This window comes from Leptospira montravelensis (genome assembly GCF_004770045.1).
Classification (GTDB): domain Bacteria; phylum Spirochaetota; class Leptospiria; order Leptospirales; family Leptospiraceae; genus Leptospira_A; species Leptospira_A montravelensis.
In genome coordinates this window covers 117259-135682 of sequence record NZ_RQFO01000017.1, presented here as the reverse complement: position 1 = coordinate 135682, position 18424 = coordinate 117259, and the positions used below count along the sequence as shown (strand labels likewise).

Here is an 18424-nt window from a genome sequence, read left to right as displayed (position 1 = left end):
CATTTTTCACAAAAATATCAATTTAATGGCATCCAATGCACTCGCTCTCATCTACCATTCTTCGTACAATCTCGAATTACCGGGGCATGTATTTCCGGCTCACAAGTATTCACATTTATATAACCGAGTCAAAAGAGATCCGGTCTATGCATCTTGGGACATTTTGCTACCTAAAAAAGCAGAAGATGTAGATTTAGAACTGGTACATACAAAAGAATACTTAGACGATTTGTTTGGCTTTGAACATACTTCGCGAACTATGTATTCCGAACTTCCACTTAATCGAAGTATTGTGGAAAGTTTTATGTATGGAGTAGGTGGTACGATGATGGCAGCAGAACTTTCAAAGAAATTTCAGTTTGCCTTTAATATGGGAGGTGGTTACCACCACAGTTTCCCTGACAAAGCCGAAGGATTTTGTTATCTAAATGATGTAGCTATTGCTATACGTAAACAGAAAGAAACAAATCCAAACTTAAATGCACTCATCATTGACTTAGATTTGCACCAAGGGAATGGGAATTCCTATATTTTTCAATATGATGACAAAGTTTACACATTTTCGATGCATCAGGGAAATCTTTATCCCAAGAAAGAAGTATCTAACTTGGATATTAACTTAGAAGCGAACACAAAAGATGATGAATATTTATCCACGTTAGAAACAGCGTTGAATCAAATTCGGAAAGATTTTGACTCCAATATAATTTATTATGTTGCCGGAGCTGATCCTTATGAAGATGATTCTCTTGGAGAATTGAAAGTTTCCATGAAAGGTTTGAAGGAACGTGATTTGATGGTTCGTAAATTTGCTGAGTCGTTGAATGTACCTTGTGTAGTTACTCTTGCTGGTGGTTATGCACGTGATTTTCGCGACACTGTGGAAATCCATTTTAATACCATCACTGCCTTTGGTGAAAAATAATGGGAATTTTTTCATCTACAGACAAAAAGAAAAACCAGTCTGATTGGTTAGATTTGGATGATTTGTCTTTGATGGATGTCTCCAAAGAATTAAATACTTCATTGAATATGGAACCTAAATTATTTAATCGGTTCACTCATTATGAAGTAGAACAGATGTTAGTAAATGCTGGTCTCATTAAAGCTGTTGAAAAACGTGGTTTCCATAACTCTATCATTGAATTAGAAATCCTTAATGATTATGATAATCGAATATATATCAAATCAGAAAATAGAAAAATTTTAGTTCACACTCGCTTAAAAGTATCACAATTTCAATTGAAAGGTGACGATGAACAATTCCCAATGATTTATATTGATTGGTTACTCACCCAAAACATAAATTTTGAGCCAGGTGACATCAAAAAAGAATTATACTTTGGTCAAGAATACCCTGGTTTAAATGTTCTAAATGAATTTACAGATTTTATTCGGGACTTATCTAAAAAATTAGGTACATCGGGTGCATTCAACGTTCCCGAGTATTTTCATGATGCTGTTTTATTTTCTAGAAAATTCAGATTCATTGATCCTGAAAAAGAGGGAACCTTTCGGGCTCTTGTAAAAAATTTCAGAGGTACGAACCTTAGAAATTTATCTTCTCAAATCCATCAGAACAGAGTTCGTTATGAAAATGGTGAAGCTTATGAATGGAAATATGGAGAAATGATATCCTGCACAGATATTTATTTAGAGAAAAAAGTATTTCATGAGGCCTATTTTAAAAAAGTGGAGGAAGTAAAAGAAAAACTAAAATTCACATTAGTCTCAAAATAATCATACCAAAAGCCGATAATCTAGTAGATGTCCCAATATTCTTTTAAACCCGAAATTCTGATCATAGATGATGATACGGAAATTTGCGAAACTCTTGAACTCATCATCAATGGGTTGGGATATTTTGTCCGATATTTCACGAATCCAATGCAAGGATTGGAATACTTCGAAGGGGAACGAAATCCAATCGTTTTTCTAGACGTGAATATGCCGCAGACTTCTGGTTTAGATCTCTTACAGAAAATCAAAGCTAATGATTCAAAAACTCAAGTTTTAATGATGACTGGGGAACATGACATACAAACGGTAGTTTCTTCACTTTACCATAGAGCCTCAGATTTTATTTTAAAACCTTTTCATACTAAATCTATTGAGGCTGCAATTTCACGTGCATTTGAATATTATAATTTTCTAAAAGAAAAAGAATCAATGGATGAATCCATTAAACGTGACCTTAGGTTAGCTGCAAAAATTCAAACCAAAACAATGAACTTACCTCAATTGGATCACAAGCTATTTGCTGATATCAAACCTGTAAGTTTTGTATCAGGTGATTTTTTCCAAGTATTACCATTGGATGGGGACCGGACTCTTATTTTGATGGGTGATATCGAAGGTCATGGTGTAACTTCTGGTCTCATCGCCATTCTTATGACGACAATTCATAGAGAATTGGTACGAACAACAACTATCGCACCTTCTGAATTACTTTCTCGATTGAATCGTGAACTTTGTAACGAAATCGGAACGCACAGTATGACAGCCATAAGTATCATTGTGGATCATAAGAATAAAAAAATTACTTATGCAAGGGGTGGTCATCCATTTCCAATTGTATTTCAAAAAGAGACACGTGCTCCATTGATTTTACATGACCAATCTGGGCAAATTTTAGGAATACTGAAAGATATGGAATTCGCGGAAAATCAAATCCAGGTTGAGAAGGGTGATGTTTTATTTTTGTATTCAGATGGGTTACTCGCTTCCAGCACCCATCCTTTGGTGCAAACTCTAATTCAACTGCCTGGTGGTGACAACCGAGTTGAAGGTATGAAAACTGAGATTACAAACTATATTCAATATTTAGAAACTTCTTCTAAATCTTCGGATGACATATCTTATTTGCTTCTAGAGATTTAATATATTCGATATTTGTTTTTGTGGCTTCGGTCAAAAATTGACCGAGTTTTTCTTTAGATAAAAAACTCCCAGTTTCAAAACCTAGTTTCCAATCTTTTCTATGTGATTCCATTTTTCTAATAATTTCTTTTTTAGTGGGGAAATCGCATAATTGTGTTGTGATATTTGCGCCTTTATAAAATAAAAAATCACCTTTTGCAAAGAACTTCTTATCTTCTTTAGGTAAACTATCTATATACTTTTTATTTTCAGCCACATAACTTTGAATTGTCCCTTTAGTCACTTCCCAAAGAATTTCTTTGTCTGGATTCGTTTTGTTTAGTGTAATCGCAGAAAAGACAACAATCAATGTTCCAAATAAAAAAGGAGGAATCCATTCAATTTCGTTTTCTTTGGATTGAATCCAGAATTGGTGAGCCAAAAAGGTAATAGGTAACCAATAAAAACCTAAAAGATCCCAATCCGCAGGAAAACCTAACTGTGGGTTATGAAAAAAACCGTGAAGGAAAAAAGCTAAGATGGCAACTATCATAGTCTTTGACTCAGGCCTTTGGATAAAATTTTTCCAAGCATGTTTAGAAAAGAAAATTTGATACAGTAAAAATAAAGAGGCAATCGAAGCATTCCAATATATAACCGATATAATTTCTTTGATATGGTTAAGTGATACCAATCTATTTTTTGGATAAAAAGGTGGATGGATTAAATGAGTGCTGTTTTTGTCTATTGTTGGATCGTGAAAATAGATAAAATAGAGAAACCAAGGAATTAGAATACTAAAACCAATCAGGCCACAAAGTAATAAGTGTTTTATTTTTTTTTCTTTCGGAGAATGTTCAAACCATATATAGGCTAGAAGTAAAACTAAATATCCAGAAACCAAATGGAATAACATAGAAATGGCGACAAGAACAGTCGCACCATATAACAATATTTCCCTGTCTTGGGGATTTTTTACATATTTTGAAATAAATATATATAAGAATAAATGGCAGGCTGTTACAAGAGTATAGTTTTCAGCATAACCAAACGTGAGTAAAATTCCACCAGAGGAAAGTAAAATGAGAATGGATAAGGAATTTGATTTAAAATTTTCTTTGGCCATCCATAGAAATCCAAAGATAATCCCAATCCCTGCTGATTGAGATAAAAAGGTATAGGAATTTCTTGGATCATCTGTAAAACCGAGATTAGATAATGTGTTAGAAAGTTGGCTATGTAAAACTGTTTCTAAAATTTCATCCAAAGTAAATTGAAATCCGAATAGTTTTGTTTCTAAAAGATTTGTTTCTAATAGAAGCAAGCCATCACCCCAATCCATATTTCGAATAGGAAAAATTAATAAACCAATAAAAAATGAAATTGCGATGATCCAGTTTGAGGGAACATGGGTTTTCCATTTTGTGATGTAACTATTCTTATTTGATTTTAAATGAAATATGATGAATTGTAGAAATATAAATAAAATAGATATGGATATATAAACATTTTTTTCACCTGGAAAAAACCAAGGTTTTGTAGTCAGAAATTGAGACAGTAATACGAAAAGATAGGGGATGTAAAAAATGGCTGTTTTCATAAGGATTCTTTTATATAATATTCTTTTGGGATTTCTTCGGCAGAGATAAATGGAAAATGACCTTTACGGATATTAAAAAACATAAGTTCAGGAAGGCTATAAAATACAGTCTCTGTACCTTTGGAAAATCGATAACCTTTATCAAAAGGAGCAGTGAACATTCCCATACCAGTATATCCAACTCCATAAATTGCATTTGCTAATCCTAAGACCGGACGGTTCCAAACTGTTTCTTCGGTAAAAAATAAAAACGGATGGTCTATAGGGTTTGATTTATAAATTTTAGAACTTGGAACAAACCGCTCTTTGAAATGTTTTTCTGCAAATCCTTCTATTTGTTTTCTCTTTAGGTTTCGATAGGATAAAAATATTTTATTTTGTATCGTACCTGCATTCGATTCTAATTTCCAAGCTGCCACTGATGGTATAAAGTTAAAACTAACGACATTACTTGATAATGGTTCCCAAAAGGTTTCATTTCCGATTCGACCATTAGGAAACATTTCGTTCATATAACGAAACAGTTCCGTTGTGCAATTTTGATAAGTTAGGTGATATGAATAAAGATTTTGGATTCCTTCTGTGTAATTTTCCAGATTCTTTTGTTTGTTTTTGGTTTCCTCTTTATCTGAGAATTCCAGATTTTCTAAGTTCTCTTGGTAAGGATTATATCCTACCCAATTAAATTCAATACCTTCCTCGGCAACACCTGACTCCAAAAAACTTTGGTAACGAACCAAAAAGGATTCCCAATTGAAAAATTGAATTGGGCCGTAATCAGAAATAAAAGTTTTTTTTTGAAGTTTGAATAATTGCTCGTATTCCTTCTGTTTGGTGTTCATTACTGAGTCCGGTAACTCGAATACAGGAAGATATCGAAATCCATTTAGATTTTTTTTAGGGAATACGACCGTCTTAGCTGTTATAGATTTTTCCATATAAAGAATTCGCATCAGTAACGTCATTTCTTCCCAATCATTGCATTCTATACTTATCAAACAAGATCGTAAATCCTGAACCAATCGACTTAGATGGTTTTTCCAAATTTTTATTTCCGATTCGCTTAATTGGAATTCAGGACCATTTAATTGTAAAAACGAACTTTCATAGATAAGTACAGGATCTATTAGGAATCTTCGTATAAATCGTTTTTTTACCGCACCATGAATGAGGTTTCTTTTAGTTTGAATGGAATGGATTAGTCGGTAAGGTGATTCTGTATCTGGCAATGATAAATTATCATTCGTTAGTTGGTTTTGGTTCGGAGATTCTTTTAAAGATAAAGAATCTTGTTTTATTTTCGTTATTTCTTTTTGAGTAAAGGAAAACAGTTTCGGAATGGGGGAATGGGGATCAGGCAGATTTGTAAAATAACCAAATCCCGCAATTGGTAAACTAAGATTAGTTTGTTTGTTTTTTTCTTCTAGTTCTTTCCATTCTTCCTCTAGTTTTTTCCTGTTTTGGATATGTGTTTCTTGGATCAAATAGAGTTCATTCCATTTTTGACGTAATACTTGTTTTGCCTTTTCGGAAAGCTCCCACTCGTAAAACTCTATATTTCTATTTTGTACGATTCCATATTGGAATCGAAAATCATCCCAAGGTTCCCTAACTATATGAAAAATTTTGTCATCAAAGGAATATTGTAAATGGTAAACTCGGTCGCCAAAACGTAAGGCAGAGTGGCCTCCACTGGATTGTCCAGAATTCGAATCGATATATAAAAAACCGTAAGAATTTGGTTTTGAAATTAAATGTTGGGGGAAAAATACAAAAAGTTGAATGAGTAAAAATATGAAAAGGGCGGTAAAGTTCCGCCCAAAGATGATCTGAATTATAAGTTGTACCCGTTAAATATTAGTTTTGCGACAGTCGCATTTTGTTTCGCAACATCTGCTACAACTGCTTTCATTTCTGATGGAGTGAGGTTCGCTTGTTTTAAACCCTGACCAATAGCAATGTAAGTGGCACTATTTGATCTCCAAGCTACTACACCATGTGATTTAGCGATAAGAGAAAGTTGGTTTTCTAGTTCTTGTTTTTGGTTTTCATAACGAATTTGTAAAGCAACACTTGCGATAACATCTTCTTTGTATTCGTTCAATGCTTTTTCGTCACCACCTTCAGAGATGGATGAAATACTCTTTGATACAGATTTTACAAGGGCAGAAGTTGAATCTGAAATAGATAAACCAAAGCGACTCAAGCTGGCTGAAGCAGAATCCAGGAAAGAACAGTTGTTAAATGAAAAAAGTACCGCTAAAACAGATACTACACTCAAATGTTTAATCAAACGCATAAAAAACCTCTTACGACGAATTGCAAAGATTCTAGGTCCAAACTAGAAACCGTCAATTAATTTTCTCAACTATACCGCAACTACAACTGAACCAAATGCCGGAAGAGTGGTTTCAAAATGTCCATCTACGATTCGAAGATCCACCATTGTTCCGGTCCAAAAATCTAAAAATGGTGCTTTTGATTTTAAACCTAGCGGGATGGTGAAACGCACTGTTTGTTCTTCTTCTGTTGGATTCCAAATTCCCAAATAACCGGCTGGATTGTACATTGCCACCGGAAATTCTTCATCAAAAATTCCTATAGGTACCGGCGTATACCCTTGGCATTCCCGGTTCAATTGGAAGGCTTTTTTCAAAAGATCCAATCGGTCCATTTCCAATTTAGTGAGGTCATCTGAAACTAGTAACATCCCACCTGACACTGCCATGACGGAGGCCATTAGTTTTGTTTGGGCTTCGTTCATTTTGTTTCTTTTTTTGCGAACTAACAAACAATCTGGATCATTTAGCCAAAGATGTCTATGCATGGACGAACGTGTTATGTCGTTGATGAGGGCAGTTCTTGTACAGAGTGCATCTCTATCTTTTAAGAATACACGAAGTTTTTCGGGATACCAAAATGGTGCCACATCACAAGAGATACGCATCCCGTCAAAAATTCCGACTGAAGGTAACATTGGTGCGCCACATCCAAGTAAAAATGTGTTTTTTCCAACTACTTTACGAATGAGTTCCAAGGCATTCCTGTAACGTGCTTGTGGCGACAAACTTTTGTTATATACATCTCCAGGAAGTAGACCTGCATAAAGAAAATCCAATTTTAAATAAGGGTATCCCCATTCTTTGACAAGAGTTGTAAAAACTTTTTCTATATAGGCTAAAGCTGTGGGATGAGTGATGTCTAAAGCATATGTATAACCTTTTCCCCAAAGTGGTTGGTAAATAGCAGGAACTGGTTTTCCGTTTTGATCTTTGAGGATGGCCTCTGGGTACTTACGAAAGAATTCTGATTTTTTTCGAACAAGGAAAGGGGCAAGCCAGATCCCTGGTTTTAAACCCACACGTTTGATTTCATCAGCAAGGATTCTCATCCCTCCTGGAAACTTTTCGTTGGGTATTAGCCAGTCTCCAATTTCTCTTTGGTATCCATCATCAATTTGGAAAAATTCAAAAGGAAGATTTAGTTCTCTAACTTTTGTCAGGTTGTCTAAAATTGTTTTTTGATCAATTTTTGTATAATAATAATACCAAGAACACCAGCCTGTAGGTACTTTTTTTGGTAAATTTCCTGGACCTTCTTTATTTCCTAACTCTTCAAAGTATTTGGCAAGTTTTCCTTCTGGGTTTCCTTTGAAAGGAAGAACTTTGATTTTAGCAATACTTAGCTTTGCATTTGGACGAAGGTCAGGCAAACAGTGGATATCATAAATGGCTTTAACTGAAGTTATATTAGCTGATTCTCCAAAAACTACTTCAAACTTGGTTCCAAATTCTCCCTGTTCAATAGGAGCATATAAAACTCCATTTCCATTTTCTTTATTATAAACAAGAGTGAGGTATTCCGAAATGAACTTCCCAACTTTTGATTCATGTTTTGAATAAATATTCTCTTGGGAGTATTGCAAAAAGGATAAAAAAGGCGGCCTGTCAATCGATGTATTTTCGACTTTTCTTGAGATCGACCAGGATTGGTATCCATGTTGGAATAAGGAATATCCTCCGCCTTCTGGCAGAATTGATAATTCTAATTCTAAGTAATCTACTGAAAATCCCACTTCGGGTCTTGTCGACTCTCGCCAAATGAGTTTGGGACTGAGGATGGTGCCAGTTTTAGTGTCAGTTGTGGATGTAAGTAAAAGCTCGAATTTTTTACATTCGGATTGGTAAACCCCTGCCTTAACGGGAAGGAAGTTCGAAATAGTGACGGAATTATGAACTCTGTATTGAATTTTCATCTTGGAAAAATCTATTTGATGATTTTGATAGGGTGGTTTCCATAGTAAGCCATTATGACCCAAAAACGTTCAACTATAAAACCAGTCGTCCTCCAAGGAGATCTGAACGAAGATTTCTTTGATGCCTTCAAAAAGGATGACAGGTTGGCTGTGGATTGTGAAATGATGGGGCTCAATCCCAGACGGGACAGACTCTGTGTCGTACAAATTTCCGATTCCAAAAATAAAGTCGCACTCGTTCAAATTCTTCCTGGGCAAACCGAAGCTCCCTACATCCAAAAATTATTTGAATCTAAAGATATCACAAAGATTTTTCATTTTGCAAGAATGGATATGACCTTCCTTCGGGCTAGGCTCGGTATCAAAGTCCAAAATGTTTTTTGTACAAAAATTGGTAGTAAACTTGCAAGAACTTATACCGACAAACATGGGTTAAAAGAACTAATCCGTGAATTTTTTGAAGAAAACATCGATAAAAAAAATCAGAGTTCTGATTGGGGGAAAAAAATTCTCACCAAAGACCAAGTAGATTATGCTTCCACAGATGTTCGATTTTTAATCGCACTTGAGTCTATTCTCACTGAGATGATGATTCGTGAAAATAGATTTGCTTTAGCCGAACGTTGTTTTGCTTTTTTAGAAACACAAGTAGAACTCGATCTTTTAGAAGTACCCAATCTTTTTGAACACTGATGGCTAAAAAACAACTTCCCCAATACCAATGTAAATCCTGCGGGGAAAGTTTTGTTCGTTGGGCTGGGAAATGTCCAACGTGCGGAGAATGGAACCAAATTGAAGAAGTGACCAATACTTCTTCGGGAAGATTTGATTCTCCCGTTTCAGGGAAACCGAAGGACAGAAAATACACCGATCCTAAATCGATAGGTTCTGTGGTAAGCGATGTCCATACCCGCACTCACACAGGTTTTAGCGAATTGGATTTGGTGCTTGGTGGTGGTATTGTTCCTGGTAGTTTGGTGTTAGTTGGTGGTGAGCCGGGGGTTGGTAAATCCACTCTCGTTCTCGAAATAGCCAAAAACATTGCAGAGGAAGGAAAGGTTTTATATATTTCTGGTGAAGAGTCTGCTTCACAAATTGGCCTACGCGCCAAACGAATGGGAGTTACCTCAGAAAATATTCTCTTATCTTCAGAAGTGTATGCAGAAAATATTTCACAAATGATTTCTGATTTACATCCTAAAGTAGTTTTTATTGATTCCATCCAAACCATTCTCAAAGAAAGTTTAGTGAACCAAGCAGGTACCATCACTCAACTGAGAGAGTCTTCACAAATCTTTTTAGAAACCGCCAAACGTACGTCAGTTCCTATTTTTCTGATTGGTCATATTACCAAAGAGGGTCAAATTGCTGGCCCTAAGGTTTTAGAACATTTGGTAGATACGGTTTTGTATTTTGAAGGGGACCGGTTTAACTATTACCGCATCCTTCGTGCTGTCAAAAACAGATTTGGTGCGGTTGGGGATACTGCCATTTTTGAAATGGTATCGGGTGGACTCAAACAAGTACTCGACCGTCATCGTTTGTTCATTTCCCCCGAGTCAGAAGAAAGGTCAGGTAGCGTTTTATCTTCTGTGATGGAAGGATCTCGTGCAATTAGTGTCGAAGTACAGGCGTTAGTAACCAAATCTTCTTATGGACAAGCCAGGCGAATGGCTGAGGGCCTTGACAACCGTCGTGTGATTTTACTCTCAGCGGTTCTTGAAAAATATTTGGGATTCCCATTATCCGAGTCTGATATTTTTAGTAATCTCGCAGGTGGACTTAGCATTGATGAACCAAGTCTTGACTTAGCGATTGCTGCCTCCATTGCATCTTCTTTTAAAGACAAACCAGTTTCCAGAGAAATGGGATTTCTTGGAGAAGTGGGACTTTCGGGAGAAGTAAGGAGTGTCGGCCAGGTTAGTCTGCGACTCAAAGAACTGGCTGGTATCGGAATTTCTAAGGTCTATATCCCACAGGGAAATTTTAAAGAAGTGGATGGTCTTTTTCCTTCTTTAGAACTTACTCCCGTTAAACACTTACAAGAGTTAGGTTTTTAGGGTTAAGCCTACAGTTGGTCCTTCGTAATCCATTAACAGACAGCGTTAGCTAGGAACATTGTTCTGAAACATTTGACCTGATTTTGCCATAAGTAATTGACTGATGTCATTCTTCTGGGCTTCTATTGTAAAAAACAAAGAAAGTTCAGGTGAAATATGAAAAAGAAAATTATGATTGGGGTTTTCGCAACCCTCCTCTCCGTCCCCACCTCCGGTCTGTTTGCCGGTCCATTAGATGGTCAGTGTATCGCACTGGTTCATGGAATCCTTGGTTTTGACGACACCCAAGGTCTTGCCGGTGGACTCGTAAAGTATTGGGGAGGACTCGATGGTTACCTTCGTAGCCAAGGAGCAAAAGTAACAACGCCAGGAAGTTCTGCTACAAATTCTATTCCTACTCGTGCAAGCCAAATCCAATCGGCAGTATCTACATGGATGACAGCAAACGGTTGTTCTAAGGTGCATTTGATGGGCCATAGCCAAGGGGGACTTGTCATTCGTTATATGGTTTCCAATCTCGGATTTAACGGAAAAACACAAACAGTTACAACTATCAATTCCCTCCACCAAGGGGCTCCTATGGCTGATATCGTTCTTGCTGCCATCCCAGGTTGGTTACAACCTTTCGCAAATTCGGCACTAAGTTTACTTGCAAAACTAGTTTACCGTGATGGACGCCCACAAGATGTAATTGCAATGGGAAAATCGCTTACTGTAAGTTATGTGAAGACTTTTAATACAAATTCTCCTAACAAATCGGGAATCAAGTACTACTCTTATGGAAGTGAAATGGCTTGGGCCGACCTCATCCAACACCCTATTATGGCACTCACACACCCAATTACTTGGGCAGGCGGATTGTATTATGGTTTAGGTGGTGGTAATGATGGCGTGGTTCCATTGAATTCCCAAAAATGGGGTGCATGGAAAGGAACTCCGTCTTCTTATTGGTTTGCAACTGGTATTGACCATTTACAAGCAACCAATTTGGCTTGGAGTGGACAAAACTATTTTGATGTGCAAGGTTATTATCTAAACATCGCAAAGAACGCAAAAGCTGGTTTATAAAACCATAATCAAAAGCCGGATACCAAGTCCGGCTTTTTTATTTCGAATCAATTTCAAAACTCCTCATTAGGTTCTAACACAGTCAGAATGGATTTTAAAAAAATTATTATCATAGTAGTTATCTTCCTTATATTTTTTTTGGGTTTACTTTATTTTTTAAAAAAAGACGAAAACACAAACTCTTCCAAACAATCATTCACTCCAGAAGAACAAATGGCTATGGATCGAATTTCACCTCTGGGAACAGGGGAAGGATTTTGGGACGAGGCAATTTCACCTTTTAAAGAGGACCGAACCAAACCTTATTTAGAGTTATTAGAAGATTTGAGAACAGGTAAAGTCAACTTTGTCTGGGAGGTTTGGGCCTTACGTCGTAAATGTAAACCTGAATACACTCCAGACCAATGTAATGCGACCATCCTTGCTTATATTGATTCGGAATATGAGTCACCTGATAAAGAAAAAGTAAAAGATCTCTTTTCTTCTTACTTTCGGTATGAAGAAGAATATAGAAAGTGGGAACAACCAACGGATTTATCGTTTGTGGAATTGTATGAAAAAATCAAATCCAAACGTAGAGATGTGCTTGGTGATAAAGCAGATTTAGTATTTGGAATGGAAGAATCTCAAGTTTCTTTTTTAGAAGGTACACAAAACTTTATCAAACAATCGGCAAACCTTCCTGCAGAACAACGAGTAAAACAATATGAAGATTTAAAACGAAAAACCTATGGTGCCTATTACGATTCCTTAGTTTCCAGAGAAGATAAATATGACCATTATCAGTTGGAAATGAGTCTTCGAGATAAAGAGCTCAGTGCCATTACCGATCCCAAAGAAAAAGAAAAATATCTGAACAAAATTGAAACCAAATACTTTGGAAAGGAACGTGCTGCAAGTTTGTCAGAGGAAAGAGCCAAAGAAACAAAATTTTTTGAATCCATCGCAAAGTATGAATCTAAAGAAAAAGAATTTTTAAAAGAGAATCCAAATCTTTCTGCTAGCGAAAAAGAAAAGAAACTAAAAGAATTAAGGATTCAATTTCTTGGTTCGGAAGAAGAAGCGGATGCTTATATCAGGCGTAAAAATATTGAGGAAGCGGGAAAGTAAAATCCCGCTTTCAATGGCACCAAAACCTAAAAGTTGATTTTTAGTTTTTGGTGATTTGTTGGTTGTTTGGAGTTGGCTCCGACTTGTATTTTTCATAAGCTTTCATTGTTTCAAAGTAATCATTTCCTGCGTTCCAAACAATAAATCCATGACCTAGTGAATCTTTTGCACCTTGCATTTGCACCTTGATATAGTCGGTATAACTTAATTTACTTGGACCAACCATCATATTGAATCCTTGTACCCACGCGATGGCCTTGGTTCCTTGTTTGGCACGTTTGACTGTGAGATCGAGTCCGTCTTTGATAGTTCCATAAGGGTCTGCTACCCTTTTGGTTAAACCATAAAAATGGGATGGGTATAACATGGGATAAAGTCCATTCAGTTCTTCACTGAAGGGTTCTACCTTTTGGCCAATCACATCGTTTTCTATAAAAGGTACACGTCCAAATACATCGGCGGTCCAACGTGTATCTTTAGAACAACTATCTTTGGTTTTTTCTTTATGTTCTTTGATGATTCCAAGAATAGATTCATATCGTTTTTCATAACTCATACTGAAGTTGGTTCCGCCGTCAGCGTATCGAATATAATCCAGTTGGATTTCGGGGAAACCCAATTCACAAGCTTTGCGAATCGACTTCTGGATCGAAGCCATTAGGTTTGCGTTGGGAGATTTTTCAATTAAACCACCTTCAAAGTTAACCACTCGAGCTACCATATAAAATCCAAGTGCTTTTGCTTCTGCGACTTGTTCTGGAGTAGGTGGATAGGGTTGCATATCCACAACTGCAGTGTTCATACCAGCTTCTTTCATTCCTTGGAATATTTGGCTCCACCGTTTTTTATCACGGATGGTTTTGGTATTGATGTAAAGTCCTTCAATAAAATCAGGACTGATACCTGAGGAATCTGAATTCTGTCGTCTTTCAGTTTTGGATGCTGACTGGCAGGATATAAAAAATAGTAAGATGAGCAGTGAAATGTATTGTTTCATGGTGGTATTGACAAGAATTTCATTTGGTTCGGAAAATTCAAATCGAATCGATTGACGAAATTAGCCTGGGACTAGAAAATTTGGGCATGTTAGAAATTTCCAATGACTTCAATCTGAAATCATACGGACGGTTCCCTGAGGAATTATCGGATCCAAAAAATTTTAAAGACCGCATGGTGGAAGTTTCACGCCTCTTTCAAGGAATGGGGGAATCATACTTACAACATTTAGGTGATGATTCTAAAATTAGTGGTTCGGAAAAAAAGAACCTCATTGAGTATTTAGAAAATATTTTATTAGTTCTTGTGATGTTACGTAAAATTGATTTTTCACCTGTCGATGAAGAAACCTATATCCGAAAGGATCGAGGTTTGTTCGAACTTAGACTTAGGTTCACCGAAGGATCTGTCTGGGAACTTTCAGGTTCCATTAAACCCGAATACAAAATGAAACAAAGAACCTTTAAAGAATGGTTTAACACATCCTTTTCTGCTGATATCAAAACATTCTATGCAATTTATGGGAATGCGGGAATGGACAAAGTCATTTCTCCAGAAGAAAAAATTCAAATTACAAAACAAATTGATCGTATCATTGCTGAAATTGTGGAGATGATTGTGTTTATTGAAAGGTTTATGTTATTTCAATAATACTTCCTAAATTCCTTAGCCAATGAATTGTTTATAACTCATGATTGGAATTTAAAAAATATAAAACGGAATCGAATTTACAAATTGTTGAGGGATAAGTGGAATCATTAAAAACCGGAATTACTTTCCATGAAACATTTTTAAAACACAATACAGGCGCAGGGCATCCCGAAACTCATGGAAGATTGGAGTCCATTTTAGACCATCTTTCAGATTTGCCTTCTAAAAATTTTCTTTTGAAAAAAGATTTTAAGGAGGCGCCACTATCGATCATTTCCTCGATTCATGATCCAAATTACATTCGTTTGGTGGGAAGGTATTGCGAAGAAAAAGGCTCTGGATATTTGGACGGAGATACTGTTTTTTCTCCCAATTCTTTTTCTGCAGCTAGTTTGGCTGTCGGTGCTGGACTGTATTTAGCGGATGAAATACTACTCGGAAATTTGAAAAATGGAATGGCCCTCGTTCGTCCACCTGGCCATCACGCGGAATCGGATCACGCTATGGGATTTTGTATTTTTAATAATATTGCAGTGACTGCAAAATACCTTCAGTCCAAAGGAATCAAACGGATATTGATTTTAGATTGGGATGTCCATCATGGAAACGGCACCCAACACCAGTTTTACGAAGATGATTCTGTATATTTTATTTCTCTCCATCAGTTTCCTTTTTATCCGGGAACAGGATCTTTGGCAGAACGAGGAAGAGGGAAAGGGTTTGGAACCACTTTAAATATTCCATTGGCAAGGGGCGCCAGTGAATTTGAATATCTATCCAGTTTTCCTTCAATTCATAGAGAAATGGAAAAATTCCAACCAGAGTTTGTTTTGGTATCTGCGGGATTTGATGCTCATACAAACGATCCCTTGGGTGGAATGAATTTACCTACCTCAGCCTTTGAAACTTTTACTAGAGAAATCCAAAAAATCGCAGATACTTATGCACACGGTAGAATCATTTCCTTTTTGGAAGGTGGCTATGATTTTAAGGCACTTGCCGAATCAGTGAAATTACATTTGGAAACCTTGACCTCTTAATATCATAAACTCAAAGTTTCGGTGTGACTCCAAAAACTTCCTTTACCCAATGGATGAGTGGTCTCGCGCTAATGATAGAAAAATGATTTTGTTTGATTAGCTCTAAGGTTCTTAAAGAGGGATTTGGTTTTTTGGTAAATACCTTATCAGTTAAATAGGTGAGACTTTTTTTCTCCACAATTCCATCACCTAAAAAGTTTTGTAGTGGATTTTCTACTCCTTCCATAAGTGCGTAAGCTTGGTAAACATCCATCTCATCTAATTCACCAAAATAGGTTTCTCCAAAGTAACCGGAAATGGTTTCCATCCATCCTTTTTCCTCTTTGCGAATGAGTCCGAAGGATAGATCTTTTATGGCATCGCTACGAAGATTCCCAATCATCCCAATGATTTTAAGAGCAACATTGGGACTTTTTTCAAATAAAAAACCAAGCCAAAATCCTATTTTTTCCAAATACGAACCTTTGTTAGGTGCTGCAATGAGGATAATTTTCCCAAATCGATTGAGCCATTCTTTATTTTCTAATTTTGCATGATACAAACAAGAACGAAAGATTAAACATCCCAAACTATAACAAATGATATCTGGTTTAATGTTTGGATCTTCATTAAAAAAAACATCTAAAAGATGCATCAGTTTTTTACCATTTTCATGAATGGGGAGTCCATGATTGTATCTCAAATAAAATGGGTAGTACCCTTGTTCTTGTAATTCTGTAGCAAGGCCAGGGGAAGTTATTTTTCTGTCTTTGTATTCTATGATTTGTTCCTGCCAAACTGTTTCATCTGTAAACAATCCAGGAAGAAAAAGAACGGATTTTGTTTGGTTGGAATTTTTATATTCTGTAATTGTTTCTTTTGCTGTGATGTCTTTTCCGATAGTTCGAAAGCTCATATCTATCTTTGTGAGTTTGAATTTTTGATCATGAGAACTTCCGAGTATACTTGAGACCATTCTGTTATCAAAAACCATATCATCACTTTTTTTGGCCGTGAGTTCTACTTTAAAGAGTGCTTTGTCAAAGGCTTGGTTTGTCTGTTCGATTGTCTTCTGTAAACTTTCGTTTGATTTGTGACCCGTTTCCTTTACTTGAACACCAGCTTTTTGTAAGGCCTCTCTCCATTCCGGTTTATAGAAAAAAGCATTGGATAGTAAATCTAAACCTCCGCCTGCATTCGTTAGGCTTCCTTTCACTAAGAACTGAACTCCTTTGAGTAAGGCATCAGTGGTTTTTTGGGTGAGGGATACTGTTTTTCCAGCAAGGGAATTGATGATGATTTGGATCACGGAGAAAGATTGTAACTCAGATCTATGGGAAAGCGAGTGAAAAAAGTTTGGTACTATCTTTTTGAACTGGGTGACTTAAACTCAATTTCGAAAAAGAATCGATCGAAATGAGGAAGTTTTATTGTTCAACACAAAGGAGGTAGTATGAGGAGGCGCAGCTTCTTCCACTGCCGTTTCGGAAGGCTGAATAATTTGTACTATTGGAGGCACCGACCCTCCCACCATCGCTAGTTGGTGACGGACCTACATTGATTGTCCAATTGTTGCATGTATTTTCAGGTTCTTGCGTTGCCGTTTGCCAATAATTAGTTAGGGCAAATCCAGTCCAAAATTCCTTATTGGTAGTTCCTGAATCAAAGGAATGGTTTAGATAGTAAGGATTGGTTGTAAAATTGCCAGAACCATCTGCTGGTAAAATTCCTGCAGAATTAGGACTGAATAAATTTGCGGAATCACTCGCACGAACATAAATTCTTCCAGATTGGTAAACCCAAAATGTATTTTCTCCAATGCCGCCACTACAATTGTCAGAAGTACAGGCGACTCGATCTCCACCGTCTGTCGTTAACATTGCTTTATAAGTTCCCGTTGATGGTTTGTTTGTGTCCGCATTGCATTTTAAGTCGGCACCTGCTGGACCATCAGCAGCGGCTCCTTTTAAGTCTCCATTAAATGTCGCTGCTGTAATAAACACTTTATAAACTGTTGGTTCTATTTGGATCGATATGTTATGAGTGTCGGAATCAGAACCGTTTGTGGCAGTCACTGCATAAGAGGTTGCCGGTAGTGTACCACTCGTAGGAGTTCCTGAAATCACACAATTGCTTGCATTTAAATTTAGTCCAGTGGGAAGAGCAGGAGTCACCGTACAATTGGTAATCACAAAGGTGATAGAAGGAGTGAGAGTTGGTACCGCCACAGCATTCTGAAATATAAACGAATTCCCTGTATAGGCCATGTAGATATTCTGATGACTGATGGAGACTGCACCGCTCGTGTTATAAAATGGGTCGGCGCTGGTTGCTGTAATGGTAAGAGATGAGGAATCTAATATTTGAGTCGCTGATGATAAACTAACGGTTTTGGTAACATTATAATCGCCCGATGTAAAAGTTAAAACATTTGTTAGTGGAGAGTTTGATGAGTTTACTTGTAATTTAGAGGAAGTAAAACTGAGAGAGATGTTAACATTTGCGGTTGGTTGTCTTACAAGTGAGATACCAAAGTTTTGTGGTGTTCCATATTTGAGTAAAACACTTGTACTGGATACATTGATTTTTGCTGAGGAAGAAACTGAAACAGAAGTGGAGGATGAAACAATGGGATTCAGTCCACTGATGAGTGTAAAGAGTAACTCATCTCTAGGATTCACCTGGTTACAGGAAAAAAAACAACCCAGGGAAAGGAAGGTAACTAACAAATTCCAACGCATGTTTTGTATACCTCCCTTTATCCACTAAAACAATTTAGGGATTTACCTTTCCCAAGTATCGGAAA

At 36.7% G+C, this 18424-nt stretch carries 16 protein-coding genes; 9 read left to right on the top strand and 7 right to left on the bottom strand.

The genetic code is table 11. From position 1 onward, the window contains the following. Positions 1-25 precede the first annotated feature (25 nt). The 3 genes from EHQ31_RS14555 to EHQ31_RS14545 are packed head-to-tail and all read left to right on the top strand — an operon-like array spanning position 26 to position 2880. Positions 26-925, top strand: a complete 900-nt coding sequence (locus EHQ31_RS14555) for a histone deacetylase family protein (RefSeq protein ID WP_135573954.1) — start codon at positions 26-28, stop codon at positions 923-925. Then, a complete protein-coding gene (locus EHQ31_RS14550) occupies positions 925-1740 on the top strand; it encodes a hypothetical protein (RefSeq protein ID WP_135571390.1) in 816 nt (271 codons plus the stop codon). The genes EHQ31_RS14555 and EHQ31_RS14550 overlap by 1 nt, the downstream gene beginning before the upstream one ends. Before the next feature lie 27 nt (positions 1741-1767). After that, positions 1768-2880: a SpoIIE family protein phosphatase gene (locus EHQ31_RS14545; RefSeq protein WP_135571388.1), complete on the top strand. Its 1113-nt coding sequence runs from the start codon at positions 1768-1770 to the stop codon at positions 2878-2880. On the opposite strand, the gene EHQ31_RS14540 is transcribed toward EHQ31_RS14545, so the two are convergent. From EHQ31_RS14540 to EHQ31_RS14525, 4 genes are all read right to left on the bottom strand, one after another. Beyond that, positions 2837-4459, bottom strand: coding sequence for a dolichyl-phosphate-mannose--protein mannosyltransferase (locus EHQ31_RS14540; RefSeq protein ID WP_135571386.1), 1623 nt, complete (start codon positions 4457-4459; stop codon positions 2837-2839). The two genes, EHQ31_RS14545 and EHQ31_RS14540, sit on opposite strands and share 44 nt — an antisense overlap. Next, a complete protein-coding gene (locus EHQ31_RS14535; RefSeq protein ID WP_244247408.1) occupies positions 4456-5943 on the bottom strand; it encodes a hypothetical protein in 1488 nt (495 codons plus the stop codon). The genes EHQ31_RS14540 and EHQ31_RS14535 overlap by 4 nt, the downstream gene beginning before the upstream one ends. Positions 5944-6293: 350 nt before the next feature. Beyond that, positions 6294-6758, bottom strand: a complete 465-nt coding sequence (locus EHQ31_RS14530) for a putative lipoprotein (RefSeq protein ID WP_244247407.1) — start codon at positions 6756-6758, stop codon at positions 6294-6296. A 69-nt stretch (positions 6759-6827) separates the two neighbouring features. Beyond that, complete coding sequence (locus EHQ31_RS14525; RefSeq protein WP_135571382.1) at positions 6828-8714, bottom strand: glycoside hydrolase family 36 protein; 1887 nt, start codon at positions 8712-8714, stop codon at positions 6828-6830. Positions 8715-8768: 54 nt separating this feature from the next. On the opposite strand from EHQ31_RS14525, the gene EHQ31_RS14520 reads away from it, so the two are divergent. The 4 genes from EHQ31_RS14520 to EHQ31_RS14505 all read left to right on the top strand — a co-directional run bounded on the left by EHQ31_RS14520 (position 8769) and on the right by EHQ31_RS14505 (position 12952). After that, the gene (locus EHQ31_RS14520; protein WP_135571380.1) at positions 8769-9407 is read left to right on the top strand and encodes a ribonuclease D; all 639 of its coding nucleotides are present in this window, start codon (positions 8769-8771) and stop codon (positions 9405-9407) included. Then, positions 9407-10774: a DNA repair protein RadA gene (gene radA, locus EHQ31_RS14515; RefSeq protein WP_135571378.1), complete on the top strand. Its 1368-nt coding sequence runs from the start codon at positions 9407-9409 to the stop codon at positions 10772-10774. Before EHQ31_RS14520 ends, radA begins: the two co-directional genes overlap by 1 nt. A 156-nt stretch (positions 10775-10930) precedes the next feature. Next, positions 10931-11842, top strand: a complete 912-nt coding sequence (locus EHQ31_RS14510) for an esterase/lipase family protein (RefSeq protein WP_135571376.1) — start codon at positions 10931-10933, stop codon at positions 11840-11842. A gap of 87 nt (positions 11843-11929) precedes the next feature. Next, positions 11930-12952 (top strand): lipase secretion chaperone, encoded by a 1023-nt coding sequence (locus tag EHQ31_RS14505; RefSeq protein WP_135571374.1) that lies wholly within the window; start codon positions 11930-11932, stop codon positions 12950-12952. A 40-nt stretch (positions 12953-12992) separates the two neighbouring features. Here the strand turns inward: EHQ31_RS14505 and EHQ31_RS14500 are convergent, their stop codons facing one another. Continuing rightward, positions 12993-13949: a putative glycoside hydrolase gene (locus EHQ31_RS14500; RefSeq protein ID WP_135571372.1), complete on the bottom strand. Its 957-nt coding sequence runs from the start codon at positions 13947-13949 to the stop codon at positions 12993-12995. Between the two features lie 86 nt (positions 13950-14035). On the opposite strand from EHQ31_RS14500, the gene EHQ31_RS14495 reads away from it, so the two are divergent. Continuing rightward, entirely contained in the window at positions 14036-14599 is a 564-nt protein-coding gene (locus EHQ31_RS14495; RefSeq protein WP_135571370.1) for a hypothetical protein, read from the top strand. A gap of 98 nt (positions 14600-14697) precedes the next feature. Continuing rightward, entirely contained in the window at positions 14698-15639 is a 942-nt protein-coding gene (locus EHQ31_RS14490; protein ID WP_135571368.1) for a histone deacetylase family protein, read from the top strand. A 10-nt stretch (positions 15640-15649) separates the two neighbouring features. Here EHQ31_RS14490 and EHQ31_RS14485 read toward each other — a convergent pair whose 3' ends face one another. Then, positions 15650-16927 (bottom strand): esterase/lipase family protein, encoded by a 1278-nt coding sequence (locus EHQ31_RS14485; RefSeq protein WP_135571366.1) that lies wholly within the window; start codon positions 16925-16927, stop codon positions 15650-15652. Between the two features lie 118 nt (positions 16928-17045). After that, the gene (locus tag EHQ31_RS14480) at positions 17046-18359 is read right to left on the bottom strand and encodes a DUF1554 domain-containing protein (protein ID WP_135571364.1); all 1314 of its coding nucleotides are present in this window, start codon (positions 18357-18359) and stop codon (positions 17046-17048) included. Positions 18360-18424: the final 65 nt, after the last annotated feature.

What these genes read in the sequence shown, in the direction of transcription:
- EHQ31_RS14555 (WP_135573954.1), top strand. Translation starts at nt 26, where the DNA reads ATGGCATCCAATGCACTCGCTCTCATCTACCATTCTTCGTACAATCTC.
- EHQ31_RS14550 (WP_135571390.1), top strand. Translation starts at nt 925, where the DNA reads ATGGGAATTTTTTCATCTACAGACAAAAAGAAAAACCAGTCTGATTGG.
- EHQ31_RS14545 (WP_135571388.1), top strand. Translation starts at nt 1,768, where the DNA reads ATGTCCCAATATTCTTTTAAACCCGAAATTCTGATCATAGATGATGAT.
- EHQ31_RS14540 (WP_135571386.1), bottom strand. Translation starts at nt 4,459, where the DNA reads ATGAAAACAGCCATTTTTTACATCCCCTATCTTTTCGTATTACTGTCT.
- EHQ31_RS14530 (WP_244247407.1), bottom strand. Translation starts at nt 6,758, where the DNA reads ATGCGTTTGATTAAACATTTGAGTGTAGTATCTGTTTTAGCGGTACTT.
- EHQ31_RS14525 (WP_135571382.1), bottom strand. Translation starts at nt 8,714, where the DNA reads ATGAAAATTCAATACAGAGTTCATAATTCCGTCACTATTTCGAACTTC.
- EHQ31_RS14520 (WP_135571380.1), top strand. Translation starts at nt 8,769, where the DNA reads ATGACCCAAAAACGTTCAACTATAAAACCAGTCGTCCTCCAAGGAGAT.
- radA (WP_135571378.1), top strand. Translation starts at nt 9,407, where the DNA reads ATGGCTAAAAAACAACTTCCCCAATACCAATGTAAATCCTGCGGGGAA.
- EHQ31_RS14510 (WP_135571376.1), top strand. Translation starts at nt 10,931, where the DNA reads ATGAAAAAGAAAATTATGATTGGGGTTTTCGCAACCCTCCTCTCCGTC.
- EHQ31_RS14505 (WP_135571374.1), top strand. Translation starts at nt 11,930, where the DNA reads ATGGATTTTAAAAAAATTATTATCATAGTAGTTATCTTCCTTATATTT.
- EHQ31_RS14500 (WP_135571372.1), bottom strand. Translation starts at nt 13,949, where the DNA reads ATGAAACAATACATTTCACTGCTCATCTTACTATTTTTTATATCCTGC.
- EHQ31_RS14495 (WP_135571370.1), top strand. Translation starts at nt 14,036, where the DNA reads ATGTTAGAAATTTCCAATGACTTCAATCTGAAATCATACGGACGGTTC.
- EHQ31_RS14480 (WP_135571364.1), bottom strand. Translation starts at nt 18,359, where the DNA reads ATGCGTTGGAATTTGTTAGTTACCTTCCTTTCCCTGGGTTGTTTTTTT.